A 17,960-nucleotide genomic window follows, 5' to 3' on the forward strand; every position below is an offset into this window, starting at 1 on the left:
ATCATTAAAGAGGTAGCTGTAAAGCAGCTGCTTCTTCTTTTTTCGCTGTTAGCAAAGTGCTAATTTTGTTAAGTATTAATCTACATACTAGTAAGTAGTAACCATGTAAGGGGAGTGACAATATGCGTCATGATGGACGTTCAGCTAATGAATTGAGAAAGGTAGAGATTGTTCCGCATTACATAAAACATCCGGAAGGATCGGTACTCATCACGTTTGGAGATACAAAGGTTATTTGTTCAGCCAGTGTTGAAGAACGTGTTCCCCCCTTTATGAGGGGGCAAGGAAAAGGCTGGATCACCGCTGAATATGCGATGTTACCACGGGCAACAGAGCAACGGAACATAAGGGAATCTTCGAAAGGGAAGATCACAGGACGTACGATGGAGATCCAAAGACTTATTGGGAGAGCTCTCCGGTCTGTCGTTGATTTAGATCGTTTAGGTGAACGGACAGTTTGGGTCGATTGCGATGTTATACAGGCTGATGGTGGAACCCGAACAGCCTCTATTACAGGCGCTTTCGTAGCAGTAGGACTTGCTTTTGAGCAACTTATAAAAACATCTAAACTAAAAGAAAACCCGTTAAAAAATTATTTGGCAGCCATCTCTATCGGTGTGACGTCAGAAAACGACGTAGTTCTTGATTTAGATTACGTGGAAGATTCCCAAGCCGATGTGGATATGAATGTGATTATGACTGGTGACGGTCAATTAGTAGAAGTACAAGGCACTGGGGAAGAAGCCACTTTTTCTCGTAGCCAGTTAAATGACATGCTTGATTTAGCGGAAAAAGGAATAAACGAGCTTTTTACGATTCAGAGACAAGCACTCGGGGAATTTGCAGATAAAATGAACATGGACGATAAATCAGAGGATAATAATGGGCAGGAGCGGGAACCAGATGTATAAAGAGATTTTTATTGCTACGAAAAATAAAGGAAAAGTAGCTGAATTTGAAGCTTTCTTTGCTGCCAAAGGGTTAACGGTTAAATCGCTGTTAGACTTAGACGAAGATATTGATGTTGTGGAAGATGGCAAAACGTTTGAAGAAAATGCGATTAAAAAGGCAAAAACAATCGGTGAACTTATTCATAAGCCAGTTTTAGCCGATGATTCTGGTTTGGCGGTAGATGTCTTGAACGGAGCGCCAGGTATTTACTCAGCTCGCTATGCCGGTCCTAATAAAGACGATCAAGCAAACAATGAGAAGCTGTTAAAAGAACTGGCTAATACGAATGATGAAGCACGTACGGCTCAATTTGTATGTGCATTAGCTATTTATTTCCCATCTGGTGATGTGAAAACAGTACGAGGTATTTGTAAAGGAACTATCTCACATGCACCGACAGGCAATCATGGATTTGGGTACGACCCTCTATTCTACTTGTCAGAACTAGGGAAAACGATGGCACAACTCACAAAGCAAGAGAAAAACACATTAAGTCACCGGGCAAATGCTCTTATGACATTAAATGAGATGTGGGATAAGTGGACGCTACAGGAATAATCGTGAAGAGGTGATAACTGATGAGAGCTTTAATTATGAGTGACAGTCATGGTTGGGAAAATGAATTAAAAGAAGTAGTGGATAGACACCGTGCGGAAGTGGATGCTATTTTTCATTGCGGTGATTCAGAGCTGAGTGCGGCCTCACCAGCTCTTCAAAACGTCTATACTGTGAGAGGCAATTGTGACCACGGTTCAGACTTTCCAGAAGAATTAGTTGAAACGGTGAGGGATACGACTTTTTTCGTCGGTCACGGTCACTTGCTAAATGTGAAAATGACCGAGATGAATCTCATTTATAAAGGTGAGGAAGCTTCAGCAGATATTCTTTGCTACGGGCATACTCATATCCCTGTTGCGACTGAAGAAAAAGGTAAGATTATTATTAACCCTGGAAGCATGAGACTACCAAGACAATACAGTGTGGGTAGTTACGTTATAGTCGATACTTCTGACACAACTGTAAATGTGAACTTCTACTCAATTGATGGACAAAAATTAAACGACCTAAGCAAAAGTTTTTCTAAAAACGGTTGACATTAAGGCGGAGATTGTATATATTAAATATTGTCGCTGTTAAACATATTTTTTCTATACAGTCTCCGTTATAACATATTTAGACATTGTGGTGTCTTAGTAAACATGCTGGAGACATTTATACATGAAAAAGCGGGAGTTGTCTTGACGGATAAACTCCAGAGCAAAGCTAGAAGAGGAAGAGATATGTTAGGTCGGGAAGTAATTTAAAGTCTATACATAATCATAGGCGGGTGACGTTTAGTGGTAAAACCTCAGCCACGAACAAAGCATCTATGAAAAGACATTGAGTTGTCTCGACGGATAAACGCCAGAGCAAAGCTAGAAGAGGAAGAGACATGTAGGTCGTGAGAAGCAACCTAAAGTCTTTACATAATCATATGCGGGTGTAGTTTAGTGGTAAAACCTCAGCCTTCCAAGCTGATGACGAGGGTTCGATTCCCTTCACCCGCTCCAATTAAATCTTAGCAGTAACATTGTCCCAGTAGCTCAGCTGGATAGAGCAACGGCCTTCTAAGCCGTCGGTCGGGAGTTCGAATCTCTCCTGGGACGCCATTTAAAACATCGTAAACCCTTGGTATATAAGGGTTTTTATTTTTGGTTAATATATGTTAAATCGGTAATTATCATAAAATGGGGTCGGATTGGGGTTTAATTTAATTTTCCGCCCCTTTTTTGTAAAGAATTCATTGAAATGGTCTGCTGCTGCTCTATCCACATTGACGATATTATGTCCATAAATATCCATAGTCGTTCCAATTCTCGAATGGCGAGCGAACGTATATGAGATCAGAGATTTATATATTAGAGAAAGTATTTAAATTTAAACAATTAGTGGAGACAAATGAAGAATTTAATGAATCTTTTTGGATAGAATTTGAAAATTTTTTTGAAGTTATTGAAAAAGAATACTTTCAATTAATAAGGACCATATCTGATGGATATGTATGGCACAAAAATAGCAAGAACTTTGGTTTTCTAAAGAAATTATGTATTTCATATTTTATTTATATATATGATTTCACTAAATATGGAATGGTTTTTATGAGTTCTATGTTAATATTTACAATAAGTTCAAGTGTAGTGGAAAAAGAACCATTAGGAGAATCTGAGACTTTCACAATGATTTTCACTCTATTTATTATGTTTGTTATTTTATGGGTAGTGTATACTATTATTTATAAAGATGTCGCTAGACACAGAGAAAATAAATTTGAGGACAAGAAATTTAGTGTAAAAAATCTATACAGTTGAAAAATACAGGGGAGCATACCCTGTTAAAGTGGATACCGATACCTTATTGGGGCAACTAAGTTTGATGAGGGGGAAGATTTTTGAAGATGTTAAAAAAGACTCTAAAAGAGTCTAATGGTGCAATTCAATTAATCATAAACAATTACTTTAATCCTAAAAATAAAATATTAGAAGTGGAAGATGTTGTAATCTTAGCGTTTTTCGAAGATTTAACTGAGAAAGTAGAATCACTAAGGCTTCTTGTAGAGGAAAGTAAAAGTGCTTCCCTAGATACAATTTTAAGGAGTATATTTGAAAGCTATGTTTATCTTAAACTTTTATTAAAAAATGACTATATGTTGTATGGACGTTCTTATTTTGCAGCAAAGAAAATTAATAATCTCCAAATGTTTCATAAGACAATCTCTCAAGGGAAACAAGGAGAAGCAATAAGGGAATTGTTAGGGGATCCGACGATAGAAGATTTAAAGAGGAAAGCTAATATTGAAGACGCAGAAGACATTGATACTGAAATCATAAAAGTAAAAGAAGACTTTTCGGATGTTTTCAAACACCGAAACGAAAAGCAAGTTTGGTATAACCTGGATGGTAAGACTGCTAACTTCGAACAACTTTGCAATAAAAAAGGTATTGATATGTCTGCAGAATATGACCTGATATATCGATCACTTTCGAAAGAAGTACATGCAAAAGATGTTTTAAATAGATGGAGATTTGAAAAAGAACAATTTTCTATTTTAGAACAACCAACGGATCCTCGAATGCATATTTCAATGTCAAATACTTTTTTATTAAATACAATTGATCGGTTGTACCCTTTTTATGGTTTAAAAAGTAAACTGAGAAAGTTTAGAACTTTTTTAGGAATTAATTATAAATTATCAAAATGAATATAGTTTTACCAGCTCACTGGAGGACGCTAAGAATGACGGTTAACGCCGTTTTTCTGGCGTTCTCTTTTTATTTTACGAGGAGGGATCGTTTACATGAACAGAAAAGAGATAGAGGAAACTCTAAAAGACTACCACTGGATGATCAATAGCATCAAGATAATCAGAGAGTCCATGGAAGATGCTGGTGAAGGTTTGACGGCTCAATATGGCGATGAGTCTGGACAATCAAAGCCACCCTGTTTATCAAGAGGTCAGGAGGCGTGAGAAGCGGTGGCGGATTGTTCACAAGTACGAGAAAAAAATAAAAGTGATTCAATCCAGGATGCATCTCGTTAAAAATCAAAGGGAAGGTGAGGTTTTGCATTGGCTTTTGGAAGGTAAAAGCATGACTTGGATAGGAGGCAAGCATATGGGATTATCAGATAAACATATAAGCAGATTAAGAGACAACATCAAGGCGAGAATGTCGGATATGTCGGAAAAAATGACAAAAGAAAAAGCTTGCGTGTAGAATGGAAGGAAGGACGGGGAGGTCAAACACCCCCGTTCTTTCAACTTATAAAGGGAAAAAAGATAGAATTAAGTAATATGCAGCTACTAATGCGCCTAAACTTAGTAGAACATTAACAATAGGACGCAAAATAGCGTTAAGTAACTCTTTAAGCATTGTGACACTCCTTATATAAAATCTAGGTCTATTATAACAGGAATTTCCCTCTTCTTGTCGAATTGGTAGGAAGGAGGGGGAATTATGTTGAAAAACAAAAAAGAAATATTTTGGACATTAATGATTATTTTTTTAATTCTACTTATTATTTTAATCTGTATAAAAATTTATTTCTTATTACCTAACTTAAATGATACGATTTTTGTAAGTTTTATAGGTTTTTCAGGAGCTATTCTTGGTGGCGCGCTAACTTTAATCGGTGTACTCATGACCATTGATGCAAATGAAAAAATAAGACATAAAGATGAATTGCCACAGAAAATAAAGCGTTTAGAAAAGGCTATGGATTTATTTACTAATATATTTGATAATGGGTTTTCTAAATTGGATGATGATCCCTATCGAACGAAACCGCATTTCATGAGGATAGATAAAGAATATGAGCTGAACAGTACAGAGGAATACAAATATTTTACCGATCTTTTTTTACGGGAAATAAAAGAAGAGTTGTTACATGCCGATGCAGAAACTTATAGATGGTTTTTAAACCTAAAGAAAGATATTTTAAAGAAGGATACAGAGTTGTTTTTAGAAGTACATAGAAAATTAGATAAGTTTAAATTTAATTTAGTCGAAAAACATGAAATAAATATATTCGATAGCGAAGAGGTTGAAACAATAATACTTAATAAAGAAGAAGAAAAGGAGCTCGAAGAACTACAGATAATCGTATATGAAAAAGATAGTGAATTTTTATCCGAACTTCATAAAATGTATATGGATTTATACAATAAATTATATTTTAAAACAGAAGATACAATTAATAAATTAGATTATTAAATAAGCACCCACTGTGGTGCTTTTTTCTATGCAATGAATCCTCTTCACAGGGCTGATATAGGAACGACAGTAAATAAGCGGTTCCTGCTCTGTGAAGGGGATTTAACATTCGCGTTGAAGGAATATCCCCCTTTGTCGAATATGTGGGCAGGAGGGGGTAATATGGAGGCTGTAGGCGAACAGATTATTGATATTGGGTTTTTGATCTTACCGATTAGTTTTATAACCTTTTTTTTATTAAGAACACTAGAACATTTGTGGCGTAAAGTGATAGCCTCTAGATTAGTTAAATGTATCTGGTATCTTGCATACGGTTCATTAAATTTAACAGGTCATGTGAGTTTGGAATTATTAGTTGTGTTTGTTATTTTTATTGAAGCTGGAGATTTATTTTTTGATTACTTAAATCGAAAAAGAGTACTGAAAGAAAGGCTAGAAGAAGGGGAATTGTACAAAAAAATTAGCATATCATAATGGGGGAATCATGTCTTGGTACGAAATATTAATAAACATAGTAATTGCAATATTTACTGGTCTAATTTCAGGTTATATAGTTTCAGCTTATTATAGGAATAGAGAAGAAAGAGAACGAAATAATCAAGAAATTCATTCATTTAAACAAAGGTTAGGTAGATACTTGGAGTTAATATCTATTGAATTACAAGCATTTATTGAGTCAGATCAAGGTAATGAAGAATGTGAGATTTTGAAAAAAAGCCTCATTGATCCTCCAGTCTTAAGAAATGATATAGAGTATGAAAATGATGAAATTAGAAAGGCGTTTAAGGTTTTGAATGAGCTAAGTACTGATTTGAGTTCTAGTCCTAATCACAACATTCATTATTTTGAACAGCTTTCAAAGATTAGAAGATAAAGGAAGATAAGCCATTTTTGCACAAAGTGGCAGAAGGGCATGCCAATGCGATTGTTAAAATGTTTGGACTTAAGTCAGACTCGGCTTCTGACGGTTCAAGTTCCCCGAGTAAGCCAAGTTCATCCAAGCCTAAGAACTCAAACAAATCAAAGAATAAAGCGTCTGGCACAATCGCCACGATCCAGAGAACACTTAATAGTCGATATAGTTTGAGTATCTCAGTCGATAACTTGTTTGGCCCTCAGACCAAAAGGGCGCTAGTCAAAGGGCTACAAACAGAACTTAATAGACAGTTTAACCGTGGACTTACAGTTGACGGTATTTTTGGGCCTAAAACACGTAGAGCATGTGTGACAGTCCGGCAAGGGGCAAGAGGAAACATCACATGGATTCTTCAAGCTATTTTACATTGCAAAGGGACGAGCCCAGGAGCGATAGACGGGATCTTTGGATCCAAAACAAGAAGCGCCGTCCGTACTTTCCAACGACAAAATAATTTACAAGTTGATGGGATTGCAGGACCGCAGACGTTTCAGATGTTGTTTAAGTAATAAAAAAAGCAGGGGTCTATTGCCCCTGCTTGATAATTATCTATCAATCTTCAATTTTTATTTCTTTTCCATAACTTTTTATAACCTTCATGTTCAATTCTTCAATCTCTTGAAAATGCCAAATAAAAGTGTTTGTGATTCTATGAATTTCAAATAAAATATTTTCTACTTTTTCGACATTATCTATACTTACTGATTTAAAATTATTAAGCAAACCTTCTAATTCATTTGACAGTGTTTTGAAGTCCTGTAAATTTTCATATTGTTCATTAATCTCTTCTTGAGAAACTACATTACTTATTGTATTAATTTTGTTAAGGGCATTTAGTACTTCTTCTAACTTCTTATCCATTATTTAGTCCTCCTTTTTATCTCCATCCACGAACTACACGTCCATATGCTTTTTCAGTTTTATCTTTATTTAATGTACCATCTAAATTTAGTACATATTTCACATTCCCTGTCTTATCTATTACTTCTAAATGGTCTTTGTGTAATGCGTCAAGATAAACTCCATAACCTTTTTTCAGATATTGGTTATCAGTTTTCTTTTCTACCTTATAAATTGATTGTCCATCGTACTTTACTTTTGATTTTGATAAGGAGTTACTTATTGATTTTCCAAATTCCATATCAAAAAACTCATTCATATTTGAAACAGGTTTAACACTACTCTTAGAAACACTTGCACCATTATCGATACCTTTTGCTATATCTACAATGTCATCGCCATGTTTTATGCCCCTGGCTCCATATTTAACACTGTCCGCGATAGGTCCGCCAATAACCCCAGCAGCAGCCAATGCTTGTTCCCAAGCTTCTAATTCACGTCCAGTAACCGGATCAAATCCAAATATAGCTTCAAAGCCTGACTTTACATTACTGATACCAGGTGTAAAATCTGCAGCCATAGATATCCCTTCAGCTGGATTATCTTTAAAGAAATCTACTGTGCCTGTCGCCAAGTTCCCCACTGTTTCAAAAGTAGCCTTAAAACCATTGTAAGTATCCAAGGCTGTTTTATCCAACCAACTCTCTTTTTTAATGGTGGCATTAGACAAAAGAATGCGACTGGAAATCATACCAAAGTCTTTAAGATATTGTTTCCCCTTTTGAAGAGCACCTGGTCCATTTTTAGTCACATCAGTATATATCTTTTCGAATTTTTCTCGGTGTTCTTGCATCTTTCTTATTTTTCTAATGCGTGCGAGAGCATTTAAAGAAGTTCTATCAAGTACGTTGAGACGTTGCTTTGGATAGCTCCCCGTTAATTCGGCCACTTGTGATGCTCGATTTTCTAACACCTCTGTCAGCGTACCATGTGTGGGTAAATGCTGCAATTGGTCCACTGAAAAGCCTTTAACACTTAGATGACCACTATCCATGGCCCCGTGCATCTCCATTACGTACTTACTTAATGTTCGCAAGGACTCCTTGATGTACTGCAAAGAGGCTGTCCCCATGTGATCGAATTGCAGTACTTTATCAACGGTTGCGTTAGCTTCTCTTTTGGCCACATGAATGGCCTGCTGTACATCGCTGTCATCAATAAGAGGGATAGAAATAATGTCTTGAATACTTCTTAGTGTATCATTCACCGAATCTGTTAATGACATTGTTGTTTTACTGACGCGGTCGAGTCCATCTTGGACATCATTTTCAATGAACGCTTGATCGATGAAGCCACCTGAGGCCGGCTCTACTATGTCTAAAGATTGTTTGATCTGCTGGAGCGTGTGCTCGTAATCATGCATGAACAGTCTGAAGAACTGAATGAATGGGATATGGCACGTGGCATAGAAATTACGAATAGCTTGACCGCCTTGGCCTCTAAACGCATCTTCTAAGTTAATGAAATTGTTAAGCGCCACTTCCACATCGCGCATTTGGTTTTCTTTCTCGTGTAGCGCCTGAATGGTGATATCAATCGCTTCATGAACCTTATCTACATCTAATTGCTTCATACTCATAGAATAGACGCTCACTTCCTATTAAATTATAAAACGAACCTTCAATCAGTGGGAGTTTTTGTTCCTCTCCACTGATTGGTAGTTGAGTTAATCAGGACATTAGCGTCCGTTAGCTCGTACTAAAATAGATTTAGCTTTACTCTCTATTATGTGGTGGGAGGTTTACGGACGGTTATCTGTGATAAATGAAAAAAAGCGTGATAGGCACGCCTCTATACATAATAATGGAAATAGATTTAAGGTTAAATAAGGAAATAGACGTATTTTTCAGAAGTTATAGGATGTGGCTGTAAATGAAAAGTCAGATGATATAGGTCCTTAGTCATTCATCTATAGATGAAAATAAAAGACTAGCACATCAATAGGCTAGTCACGATAGTCTCTCGGTAGGCTTAAAGTTACGCTTTCTCCCTCAACACCACGTCCTTACTTTTATCTTTATCCCACCAAATGAGCTTCTTATCTACAAGGGCCGCTAGTACCGCGTCCAATTCTTTGGGAGTTTTACCTGTGAATTTAAGTATGTTGTTATATTTAGTGTGCTGGCCTTTGACATGCTTATGATTGAATACGATACGGTACACTTTACGTTCTGCGTCTGTCATGGGTGTCACCTCGCTAATATTTAAAATACAAACAAACGTTTCCTTCGTCAAATGGTTATTGTTACCTATATAGGTAGCGTGTAGAATAGGAGGAAAGGAGGTGAGTATGAAGTATTTATATTTTATTTTAATGGGAGTTTTACTGGTAGGTTGTGCAGAAACTGATGTAGACGCAAATGAGAATGGTAGTAGTGATGACAGCTTTTTAACAAGAGAGATGCAAAATGACTTTTATGAAGATGCAAGGCAGATAAAACGAATCATTGATACTGCCTTTAAAGAGGAAAGGCAGTTAGATCATGATGAACAGATTCTTTTTGACAGATTTGATAATAAATATGACTCAAGCGATTTGACTTTTTATGAAGATGACGTTTACCACTATCTATCTATGATTCGGATATACTTGAACAGATCTGTGCGAGATGACCCTCAATTGGATAGCGAGGAAACTTATGCCGATATGTACTTGGATGGATTGGGGCGGATTAAAGATATATTAGATCAGGCAGAAGTCGTCCAGGATTAAAAAACAGCAGCTGTTTTTATATAGCTGCTGTTATACACTAAAAATATATTTTACACATATTTTACACAAGATAAGGTTAAAGCCTTACAAAATAAGCGAGTTTCTACTATTATATATGTCCTCCTGGGACGCCATTTAAAACATCGTAAACCCTTGGTATATAAGGGTTTTTATTTTTGGTTAATATATGTTAAATCGGTAATTATCATAAAATGGGGTCGGATTGGGTGGGCATTTTCTGTCTCTTTTTTAGTGAAATATCGTTGTTTTTAATTTAGTATGTTGCATGATGAAAGGCCAGAATAAATATCATTTCCTTTGTGCTAAAGGTAGTCGCTCTCCGCACGCCCCATCTATCAATCAGTTTTCTTAATAAAAGAACATAGTGTAAAAATGTTAGTAAGTAATAGAACAAGTTCATACGATCCGAATGGAGGTCCTTATTATGGCGTTAAGGGAATATTTAAATACATTTTTTCCAGGGTTATGTTTACAACCAAGCCTTTTTAAGCAATGGGGTGTAGGCATTCATTTTGAACTAGGAGAAGGGATATATCAGTTTAAAGATGACAATAGACTAAACATTGATAGGTTTGAAAGAGTTTATTATCAAGCGTTATCTCTTTTTAATGACCTTTTTTCTGAAGAAGATGACATTTATCTCGTCACAAATGTTTATCTTTACAACAGGAGTAGAAAAAAGATAAAATCAACAAAGGTGTATGACCACTTCCTCAAAAATAAACAGCTTAAATTTAAATTAAGGCAGGAGACTTTACCATTTGTTTTAAGTGATGAAGATACAGAAGAGTACAACACAACGCAGTTTTACCTAAAGTGCAAAAAGCAAGATTTAGATTACTTTTTACTCATTAAAGCGGCTTGTAATGAAGATTTCCCGTTGAGTCCCAAATTTGGCCAGAAGAACGGATCCTATTATCCAGATGTATTTTTCATAAATATTTCTAAGAATCTTATCTTCTTCATTTATGATGATAGAGGCTGCGAAGTTATTGCGAATAAAAAAGAGGCCTTATTACCGTTATATAAAGAGTATAATCGCTGGATTCCTGAATATGACCGAGAACAGATAGACCAAAATTTTCAATAAAAAACTTGAATCAACGTTACTTGATACTTAGTGGACTTATACATGTACTTTTGGATAAATTGTTCGTTTTTGGAGTATGAATAATGCCAATTAAGTTATTTTTAAGAGGACGTTTCACAAATGATGGTGAGCGTCTTTTTTAGTGAGTATCCGTCAAAACTGACTTTCCCACAACCTGTAAAACTATTTGATTAGGATTTTTACTCATGAAGTGCAGTGTTTATTATGATACACCTAAATTTTCCTGGACTTTAATTATTAGTCAGACATTTTCTGTGTTGGACGACCTGGTTATAGATGACATTGAAATTTCTACTAATTTATCCTGCTAATCTTTTCCTCTTATAATCATATTTTTCTAATTTGTAAATTTTAGTTATAGAATAGCAATAAGCATACACCATACACCATACATTTATGATGATCGCGACTTTCGTTTATCTAAAGTATTGACCACGCTGGTCACTCGTGATATATTTAAATGACCACATTGGTCAACGAAGTTTTAGAAAGGAGCAGATGTATTTGTGTACACAAAATTTTATAGTCTTCCGTTAGAGAAACAAGAGCGTATTATCAATGCTGCTATTAATGAATTTGTAAAAAATGGCTATGATAAAGCGTCTACGAATGATATTGTCCGTGGGGCAGAGATTTCTAAAGGTTCCCTATTTAACTATTTTAATAATAAAAAAGATTTGTATTTATTTTTGCTTGAATATGCGACAGGTATTGTTGATGACATTTATCAAGAAATTGATTTTAATGAAACCGATATTTTTAAGCGAATGGGGCAAATTGGTAGGGTTAAGTTAAATATTCAAAGAAAATTCCCACAAGTGTTTAATTTTTGGTTTTCTGTCGTTAATGAGAAGTCTGCTGAAGTCAAAGCTGAAATTCAGGAAAAACAAGATAACATCCTTAAAGAAGGATTTGAAAGGATTTACGAAAATATAGACTATTCAAAGTTTCGCCAAGGTCTTGATATTGAAAAAGCAATTAATATCCTAAATTGGACGATGGTCGGCTTTTCTGAAAAATTAAAAAATGACATATCTTCTATTGAAGAAGTAAGTGATGAAGCTCTCAAAGAGTGGGATAGTTATTCGGAGTTGTTGAAACATAGTTTTTACAGATAAAAGGAGGGGACAACGATGAGCTTGTTAGAAGTTAAAAATCTCAAGAAACGATTTGGCACGTTTACCGCTTTAGAAAATGTCAATCTGGAAGTTAATCATGGGGAAGTGTTTGGATTTATTGGTCCGAATGGTGCAGGGAAATCAACGACGATCCGGGTTTTGCTCGGTATTTTAAAGGCAACTGAAGGACAGGTGCGGCTGTTTGGTAAGGATGCTTGGAATGATGCGGTGGACATTCATAAGCGAATCGCCTATGTTCCTGGTGATGTGAATTTATGGCCAAATTTAACCGGTGGAGAAGTTATTGACTTATTTGTGAAATTAAGAGGAACGAACCACAAAAGTAGGCGTGATGAACTAATAAAAAAATTTGATTTAGACCCCTCGAAAAAATGTCGTACCTACTCTAAAGGAAACCGGCAAAAAGTAGCATTAATAGCCGCCTTTTCGTCAGAAGCGGACTTATATATTTTGGATGAGCCAACGTCTGGTCTAGATCCGCTCATGGAACAAATTTTTCAAGAATGTGTGAAAGATGTTAAGGAGCAAGGGAAAAGTGTCCTGTTGTCTAGCCATATTCTTTCAGAGGTAGAAAAGTTATGTGATAAAGTAGCGATTATTCGTGATGGTCGTATTATCGAAACAGGGACGCTAACTGAATTGCGTCACTTGACACGTACAAATGTCCTCGTAGAGACAAAGCAACCGATTACGGACCTAAGTCAATTAAATGGGGTGCATGAGATAGAAGAGACTGATCAAGGGCTGGCATTTCAAATAGACACGGAAGAAATGGACAATGTGATGAGGCATATTAGTGAATTTGGAATTGTTAAACTTGAAAGCTCTCCACCGACATTGGAAGATTTGTTTATGCGTCATTATGAAAAGGCAGACAATATAACAGAATCAGGAGTGGGAGGTACAAATTAATGGCTCAGAAAATTATTGCTAAAACGGGTCATCTTTCACGATTTATTCTCCGGTTAGACAGGTTAAGGATTCCACTATGGTTAATCGGATTAACGGTCTTCACTTTAATTATTCCTCCTGCTTTTGATAATTTATACGAGACGCAGCAAGAGAGAGAGGCTATTACAGACACGATGGCCAATCCTGCCATGACAGCGATGTTAGGCCCTGGTAACCTAGAAAACTATACCCTCGGTGCCATGATGACTCATCAAATGTTACTAATGACCGCCGTTATTGTTGGTTTAATGAGTATATTAGTCGTGGCGCGTCATACAAGAGCCGATGAAGAAGAGGGAAGAATTGAGATGATACATTCGCTTCCTGTAGGACGTCTTTCTTACTTAAATGCTTCCTTACTTGTCATCATTGGGACGAGTTTAATATTAGCATTGCTCGTTGGCTTTGGCTTAACTGCTCTTGGAATAGAAAGTATGAATATAGAAGGATCTTTACTTTATGGTGCTGCTTTAGGAGGGACGGGGCTGGTTTTTGCTGGGGTGACTGCTGTCTCGGCACAGCTTTCTGGAAGTTCGCGTGGTACGATCGGCTTGTCACTTGCTGTCTTATTAATTGCTTATCTGTTTCGATCGATTACAGATGTGAGTAACGATACGTTATCTTGGCTTTCACCTTTAGGGTGGGTGTCCAAAACGGACGCCTACTCTGAAAACCATTGGGGACCGATTATATTAATGCTTGTCCTTTCTATCATTTTATATGTCTTAGCTAATTATTTAAATAGCATCCGCGATTTAGAGCAGGGGTTTTTACCTGCGAAATCAGGGAGAAGACGTGCTTCACACTTTTTACAGAGTCCTCTAGGTCTTGCCCTTAGACTACAACGAACGGGGATGATAGCATGGGCAATTGGTTTATTTGTTCTCGGGGCTTCTTATGGTTCCATATTCGGAGATTTGGAATCATTTATAGAAGGGAATGACATGTATGAAAACATGTTGGTTCAAGTCGAGGGGATCTCAATAGTCGAGCAATTTCTACCAACGCTAATGATTGTTATCGCATTAATAGCAACGGTACCGCCTTTAATGGCGATAAATAAACTTCGTGGAGAAGAGAAAAAAGGTCGTTCTGACCATTTATTAGCAAGAGCGGTCTCACGGATTAGACTTATGGGTGGCTATTTGGTTCTATCATTAGTGAATGGATTTGTCATGCTTTCCGTAAGTACGTTTGGCTTGTGGGCTGCTGGAGCAGCGGTTATGGACGAAGGGCTTGAATTTACTATGGTTTACAGAGCAGGAATAGTCTTTTATCCTGCGATGATTGTCATGATCGGTCTTGCTGTACTTTTGATAGGGTGTCTGCCAAAGCTGACACAAGTGACTTGGATTTACCTTTTATATTCCTTTATTGTTGTGTATTTAGGCCAAATGTTCCAATTCCCAGATTGGGTAGCTCAATTAACGCCATTTGGGCATATTCAAAAAGTTCCTATTGAAGATGCCTCATTTTTGACGCTCTTTATCTTGAGTGTTATTGCAGTAGTAGTCATCATGATAGGCTTCATAGGTTATAGAAAACGGGATATGGAAAGTAACTAAAAAGGAGAGTCTCTAGTCATTTTAGTGAAAGACTAGAGGCTCTTTACTATTCAAATTTAAAATGGACAAACGAGGTATGCTGTCCACAGAATAGTCCCCAAGCTGAACGCTACAGCTTTAAAAGTAAGGTATTGTCTTAAACTAATAAATCATTCTAGTTAAAATAAAAAACATTAATACTTGCCAGTGTGTTTTAGGCGATAGATGGCTTTGTGGGGGAAAACCATTCAAAGCTATTTTTTGTGAAATGAAGTTTTCACTTTGGCAGGTAGCTCATCAATCGGAAAAAGCATGGATGAATTGTTGAATTAAATGACACTTATAAGAATCAGCTTGTACGACAAAACACCATGGCAAAGCATCTGTTTTTAAATACTGATTAAAATGTGGTAGTTAAGTTCAACCATTTTGTATAGTCATAGTTCAGAATAAAGTGTCAATAGTTGAATAACGAATGTGGTCTTCACTTCAGACGGACGAAATATTATTCGTGTTATTGCTTTAAAAACAGTATTATCAAATTCACTCATAGGTCAAATTAATTTCTATCAGAATCACATAGTGAAATATATAGCTCAATTCTTTTTACTTTCAGCCTCGATTCTCCAATCTCCAAATCTGTACCCCAAAAAAACTCATTTTCAGTCTTGCAGCCTTTGATGCCATGACAGCAGATAAAATAGACATAATGAGTTTAAAAATTAACTCTTTCACTCTAATAAGCTCTGATATGATAAAGAAACTATTGTCGAAATAAGTCGGCCTCATATGTAACAAATAGATTGTTCATCACAATGATGCACAATTTAGGGGCGAATATATGTGATGAAAACGCATACATTTTGGGGATTATTGATGATATATTGAATTCAAGGAAGGAGGTACTATATGCAACTAGATGACCGCAGCTGGCAATTATTAATGGAGGTCATGGGTAATCCGTCGATTAGAAACAAAGATCTTGAGAGAAAATATCATCTTAACAGGAGACAAATCAGTTACAGCTTTGAAAAAATTAATGACTGGCTTAATATGAGCGGAATGCCAAAAGTTAAACGGAATAGGCAAGGTCAATTTTTAATTGATCCTGTACTTATTACAACCTTCCAAAAAGAACAAGAGGATACAAAAGCATATGTTTTATCAGAACAAGAAAGGGCTCGTTTTCTCATTTTAATGCTATTAGGTAGAAATGAAGAACTTTCGTTGTTTCATTTAACGACAGCACTTGATGTTAGCAAAAATACTGCTTTACGAGATTTAAAAAATGCGCAGGAGCTTGTAAGAGAAATGGGCTTAAATATTGAATACTCTAGGCAATCTGGTTACAGGATCGTTGGAAATGAATTTAAAAAGCGTAAACTCCTAAGTGATATGACGAAAAAGGTCCTTAACATTTACAATGGTCAACAGCTGATAATGAAAATTATGGATATTCCTAAAGAGCAAATTAAAGATATTAACAGACGAATAGAAAATGTGGAGAAAACGCTGGATTTAAAATTCACAGATGAAAAAATGGCCACAATGCCATACATTTTCTTATTTATTTTAAGGAGAATAAAATTTGGTAAAAAAATTCGTCTATTTATGATTCATTTTAATGAATTATCAGATACAAAAGAATACAAAGTTGCTGAAGAGTTTTTGAGCGAGCTGGACCATATTCCAATGGAAGAGCGACTGTTTATTACACTATATCTTTTAACATCAAATGTTTCTTCTTCAAAACTATTAACAGAAAAAACAATGCCAGAACTTATCCAGGCGATCGATGAGATGTTATCGATTTTTGAGAAGAAAGCATGTATCTATTTAAACGATCGTCAACAATTACTTAATAAAATTTTGCTTCACCTTAAGCCCGCTTATTATCGGATTAAATATAAGCTAACTGAAACCAATGCATTACAAGATTCAGTCAGTAAAGAGTTTGAAGAGCTTCATCACCTTGTAAGAAAGTCGACAGGGCCCTTAGTAAATTTAATTGGCTCTAAAATTCCTGAGAGTGAGACGACTTATTTAACGATGCTTATTGGCGGTTGGCTTACGAGACAAGGTGTGAGTATTAACGAAAAAATAAAAGCTGTGGTCGTTTGCCCTAACGGTGTCTCAGTATCACGTTTAATGTCCAGTGTACTGAGTGAATTATTTCCTGAATTTATCTTTCTTGATACGTTATCAGTAAGAGAGTTCAATAGCTATACATTAAATTACGATATCGTATTTTCTCCAGTGATTGTGGAGACTGAAGCAAAACTTTTCATCGTTAAAACATTTATTGAAAAAGAAGAAAAGCATCGATTAAGGAAGCAAGTGATGAGAGAAATAAACGGGTATGTCCCATCAGATATGAATACGGAAGAGATAATGGCAATCATTGCAAAATACGCCACTATAAAAAATAAACAGGCACTAGAAAAATCATTGGGTCACTATTTTAGTCAAGACAATACACCAAGTGTTATTCAACAATACGAAGATAAAAAGCCTGATCTATCAGATCTTATTACAGAAAAAACAATCCGCTTTAAAAAATCTGTTGTTGATTGGGAAGAAGCTATATGTACAAGCGCTCAGCCATTATTACATGAAGGAAGCATTCATGAGAGATATGTAGATGCCATTATACAAAACTATGAGCCAGCTGACCCCTATATTGTGATTGGCCCGGGCCTTGCAATTCCACATGCAGGTTGGGAAGAAGGCGTAAACCAATTGGCGATGAGCCTACTAAGGCTAGAAAAACCTGTTAAGTTCTCAAAAGATGTTGCTGTCCAGCTTATTATTGTCATTGCAGCTCCTGATAAACAACAACATTTGAGAGCTTTGATGCAACTGATGAAGTTAGCTAGAAATCATAAAGACGTGACACAGCTCATTAAAGCTAGAACACCTAATGATGTCATGAAGGTCATTCGAAAATATGCAACAGAAGAGTAAAA

General features: G+C 36.1%; 19 protein-coding genes and 2 tRNA genes. 18 read left to right on the forward strand and 3 right to left on the reverse strand.

Annotated elements, in window-relative coordinates; all coding sequences use genetic code 11:
• Positions 1 to 122: 122 nt before the first annotated feature.
• The 12 genes from rph to BK581_RS20390 all read left to right on the forward strand — a co-directional run bounded on the left by rph (position 123) and on the right by BK581_RS20390 (position 7,124).
• Positions 123 to 911 (forward strand): ribonuclease PH, encoded by a 789-nt coding sequence (gene rph, locus BK581_RS18740; protein WP_078579603.1) that lies wholly within the window; start codon positions 123 to 125, stop codon positions 909 to 911.
• Positions 904 to 1,509, forward strand: a complete 606-nt coding sequence (locus BK581_RS18745; protein WP_078579604.1) for an XTP/dITP diphosphatase — start codon at positions 904 to 906, stop codon at positions 1,507 to 1,509. Before rph ends, BK581_RS18745 begins: the two co-directional genes overlap by 8 nt.
• Before the next feature lie 20 nt (positions 1,510 to 1,529).
• A complete protein-coding gene (locus BK581_RS18750) occupies positions 1,530 to 2,045 on the forward strand; it encodes a metallophosphoesterase family protein (RefSeq protein ID WP_078579605.1) in 516 nt (171 codons plus the stop codon).
• A 382-nt stretch (positions 2,046 to 2,427) separates the two neighbouring features.
• Positions 2,428 to 2,501: transfer RNA gene (locus tag BK581_RS18755), tRNA-Gly, on the forward strand.
• A gap of 22 nt (positions 2,502 to 2,523) precedes the next feature.
• Positions 2,524 to 2,600, forward strand: a tRNA-Arg gene (locus BK581_RS18760).
• Between the two features lie 228 nt (positions 2,601 to 2,828).
• Complete coding sequence (locus tag BK581_RS18765) at positions 2,829 to 3,299, forward strand: hypothetical protein (protein WP_078579606.1); 471 nt, start codon at positions 2,829 to 2,831, stop codon at positions 3,297 to 3,299.
• Positions 3,300 to 3,385: 86 nt separating this feature from the next.
• Positions 3,386 to 4,189 carry a DUF5677 domain-containing protein gene (locus BK581_RS18770; RefSeq protein WP_245829250.1) on the forward strand — a complete coding sequence of 268 codons (804 nt, stop codon included), beginning with the start codon at positions 3,386 to 3,388 and terminating at the stop codon, positions 4,187 to 4,189.
• Between the two features lie 96 nt (positions 4,190 to 4,285).
• Complete coding sequence (locus BK581_RS20385) at positions 4,286 to 4,456, forward strand: hypothetical protein (RefSeq protein ID WP_245829153.1); 171 nt, start codon at positions 4,286 to 4,288, stop codon at positions 4,454 to 4,456.
• A 487-nt stretch (positions 4,457 to 4,943) separates the two neighbouring features.
• A complete protein-coding gene (locus tag BK581_RS18780) occupies positions 4,944 to 5,699 on the forward strand; it encodes a hypothetical protein (protein WP_078579608.1) in 756 nt (251 codons plus the stop codon).
• A 162-nt stretch (positions 5,700 to 5,861) separates the two neighbouring features.
• Positions 5,862 to 6,173, forward strand: a complete 312-nt coding sequence (locus BK581_RS18785; protein WP_078579609.1) for a hypothetical protein — start codon at positions 5,862 to 5,864, stop codon at positions 6,171 to 6,173.
• 10 nt (positions 6,174 to 6,183) lie between these two features.
• A complete protein-coding gene (locus BK581_RS18790) occupies positions 6,184 to 6,573 on the forward strand; it encodes a hypothetical protein (protein WP_078579610.1) in 390 nt (129 codons plus the stop codon).
• Positions 6,574 to 6,599: 26 nt separating this feature from the next.
• Positions 6,600 to 7,124, forward strand: a complete 525-nt coding sequence (locus BK581_RS20390; RefSeq protein ID WP_245829253.1) for a peptidoglycan-binding domain-containing protein — start codon at positions 6,600 to 6,602, stop codon at positions 7,122 to 7,124.
• 43 nt (positions 7,125 to 7,167) lie between these two features.
• Here the strand turns inward: BK581_RS20390 and BK581_RS18800 are convergent, their stop codons facing one another.
• The 3 genes from BK581_RS18800 to BK581_RS18810 form a co-directional block, all read right to left on the reverse strand.
• Positions 7,168 to 7,476, reverse strand: a complete 309-nt coding sequence (locus BK581_RS18800) for a hypothetical protein (protein WP_078579612.1) — start codon at positions 7,474 to 7,476, stop codon at positions 7,168 to 7,170.
• Between the two features lie 16 nt (positions 7,477 to 7,492).
• The gene (locus tag BK581_RS18805) at positions 7,493 to 9,094 is read right to left on the reverse strand and encodes a T7SS effector LXG polymorphic toxin (protein WP_078579613.1); all 1,602 of its coding nucleotides are present in this window, start codon (positions 9,092 to 9,094) and stop codon (positions 7,493 to 7,495) included.
• Between the two features lie 398 nt (positions 9,095 to 9,492).
• Complete coding sequence (locus tag BK581_RS18810) at positions 9,493 to 9,699, reverse strand: hypothetical protein (protein WP_078579614.1); 207 nt, start codon at positions 9,697 to 9,699, stop codon at positions 9,493 to 9,495.
• Between the two features lie 106 nt (positions 9,700 to 9,805).
• On the opposite strand from BK581_RS18810, the gene BK581_RS18815 reads away from it, so the two are divergent.
• The 6 genes from BK581_RS18815 (at position 9,806) to BK581_RS18840 (ending at position 17,958) form a co-directional block, all read left to right on the forward strand.
• Complete coding sequence (locus BK581_RS18815) at positions 9,806 to 10,228, forward strand: hypothetical protein (protein ID WP_078579615.1); 423 nt, start codon at positions 9,806 to 9,808, stop codon at positions 10,226 to 10,228.
• A gap of 445 nt (positions 10,229 to 10,673) precedes the next feature.
• Positions 10,674 to 11,339, forward strand: coding sequence for a DUF3885 domain-containing protein (locus BK581_RS18820; RefSeq protein ID WP_078579616.1), 666 nt, complete (start codon positions 10,674 to 10,676; stop codon positions 11,337 to 11,339).
• Between the two features lie 527 nt (positions 11,340 to 11,866).
• Positions 11,867 to 12,478, forward strand: a complete 612-nt coding sequence (locus BK581_RS18825; protein ID WP_078579617.1) for a TetR/AcrR family transcriptional regulator — start codon at positions 11,867 to 11,869, stop codon at positions 12,476 to 12,478.
• A gap of 15 nt (positions 12,479 to 12,493) precedes the next feature.
• Positions 12,494 to 13,411 carry an ABC transporter ATP-binding protein gene (locus BK581_RS18830; RefSeq protein ID WP_078579618.1) on the forward strand — a complete coding sequence of 306 codons (918 nt, stop codon included), beginning with the start codon at positions 12,494 to 12,496 and terminating at the stop codon, positions 13,409 to 13,411.
• The gene (locus BK581_RS18835; RefSeq protein WP_078579619.1) at positions 13,411 to 15,015 is read left to right on the forward strand and encodes an ABC transporter permease; all 1,605 of its coding nucleotides are present in this window, start codon (positions 13,411 to 13,413) and stop codon (positions 15,013 to 15,015) included. The genes BK581_RS18830 and BK581_RS18835 overlap by 1 nt, the downstream gene beginning before the upstream one ends.
• 888 nt (positions 15,016 to 15,903) lie before the next feature.
• Positions 15,904 to 17,958, forward strand: coding sequence for a BglG family transcription antiterminator (locus BK581_RS18840; RefSeq protein ID WP_078579620.1), 2,055 nt, complete (start codon positions 15,904 to 15,906; stop codon positions 17,956 to 17,958).
• The last annotated feature ends 2 nt before the right edge of the window (positions 17,959 to 17,960 follow it).

It is taken from the genome of Salipaludibacillus agaradhaerens, assembly GCF_002019735.1.
Lineage (GTDB): Bacteria > Bacillota > Bacilli > Bacillales > Salisediminibacteriaceae > Salipaludibacillus > Salipaludibacillus agaradhaerens.

Bases quoted from the DNA above. Each gene is read 5' to 3' on its own strand.
- BK581_RS20385 (WP_245829153.1), top strand. From the start codon at position 4,286: ATGAACAGAAAAGAGATAGAGGAAACTCTAAAAGACTACCACTGGATG.
- BK581_RS18745 (WP_078579604.1), top strand. From the start codon at position 904: ATGTATAAAGAGATTTTTATTGCTACGAAAAATAAAGGAAAAGTAGCT.
- BK581_RS18805 (WP_078579613.1), bottom strand. From the start codon at position 9,094: ATGAGTATGAAGCAATTAGATGTAGATAAGGTTCATGAAGCGATTGAT.
- BK581_RS18815 (WP_078579615.1), top strand. From the start codon at position 9,806: ATGAAGTATTTATATTTTATTTTAATGGGAGTTTTACTGGTAGGTTGT.
- BK581_RS18835 (WP_078579619.1), top strand. From the start codon at position 13,411: ATGGCTCAGAAAATTATTGCTAAAACGGGTCATCTTTCACGATTTATT.
- BK581_RS18750 (WP_078579605.1), top strand. From the start codon at position 1,530: ATGAGAGCTTTAATTATGAGTGACAGTCATGGTTGGGAAAATGAATTA.
- BK581_RS18785 (WP_078579609.1), top strand. From the start codon at position 5,862: ATGGAGGCTGTAGGCGAACAGATTATTGATATTGGGTTTTTGATCTTA.
- BK581_RS18790 (WP_078579610.1), top strand. From the start codon at position 6,184: ATGTCTTGGTACGAAATATTAATAAACATAGTAATTGCAATATTTACT.
- BK581_RS18840 (WP_078579620.1), top strand. From the start codon at position 15,904: ATGCAACTAGATGACCGCAGCTGGCAATTATTAATGGAGGTCATGGGT.
- BK581_RS18765 (WP_078579606.1), top strand. From the start codon at position 2,829: ATGAGATCAGAGATTTATATATTAGAGAAAGTATTTAAATTTAAACAA.
- BK581_RS18820 (WP_078579616.1), top strand. From the start codon at position 10,674: ATGGCGTTAAGGGAATATTTAAATACATTTTTTCCAGGGTTATGTTTA.
- BK581_RS18800 (WP_078579612.1), bottom strand. From the start codon at position 7,476: ATGGATAAGAAGTTAGAAGAAGTACTAAATGCCCTTAACAAAATTAAT.
- BK581_RS18770 (WP_245829250.1), top strand. From the start codon at position 3,386: ATGTTAAAAAAGACTCTAAAAGAGTCTAATGGTGCAATTCAATTAATC.
- BK581_RS18810 (WP_078579614.1), bottom strand. From the start codon at position 9,699: ATGACAGACGCAGAACGTAAAGTGTACCGTATCGTATTCAATCATAAG.
- BK581_RS18830 (WP_078579618.1), top strand. From the start codon at position 12,494: ATGAGCTTGTTAGAAGTTAAAAATCTCAAGAAACGATTTGGCACGTTT.
- rph (WP_078579603.1), top strand. From the start codon at position 123: ATGCGTCATGATGGACGTTCAGCTAATGAATTGAGAAAGGTAGAGATT.
- BK581_RS18780 (WP_078579608.1), top strand. From the start codon at position 4,944: ATGTTGAAAAACAAAAAAGAAATATTTTGGACATTAATGATTATTTTT.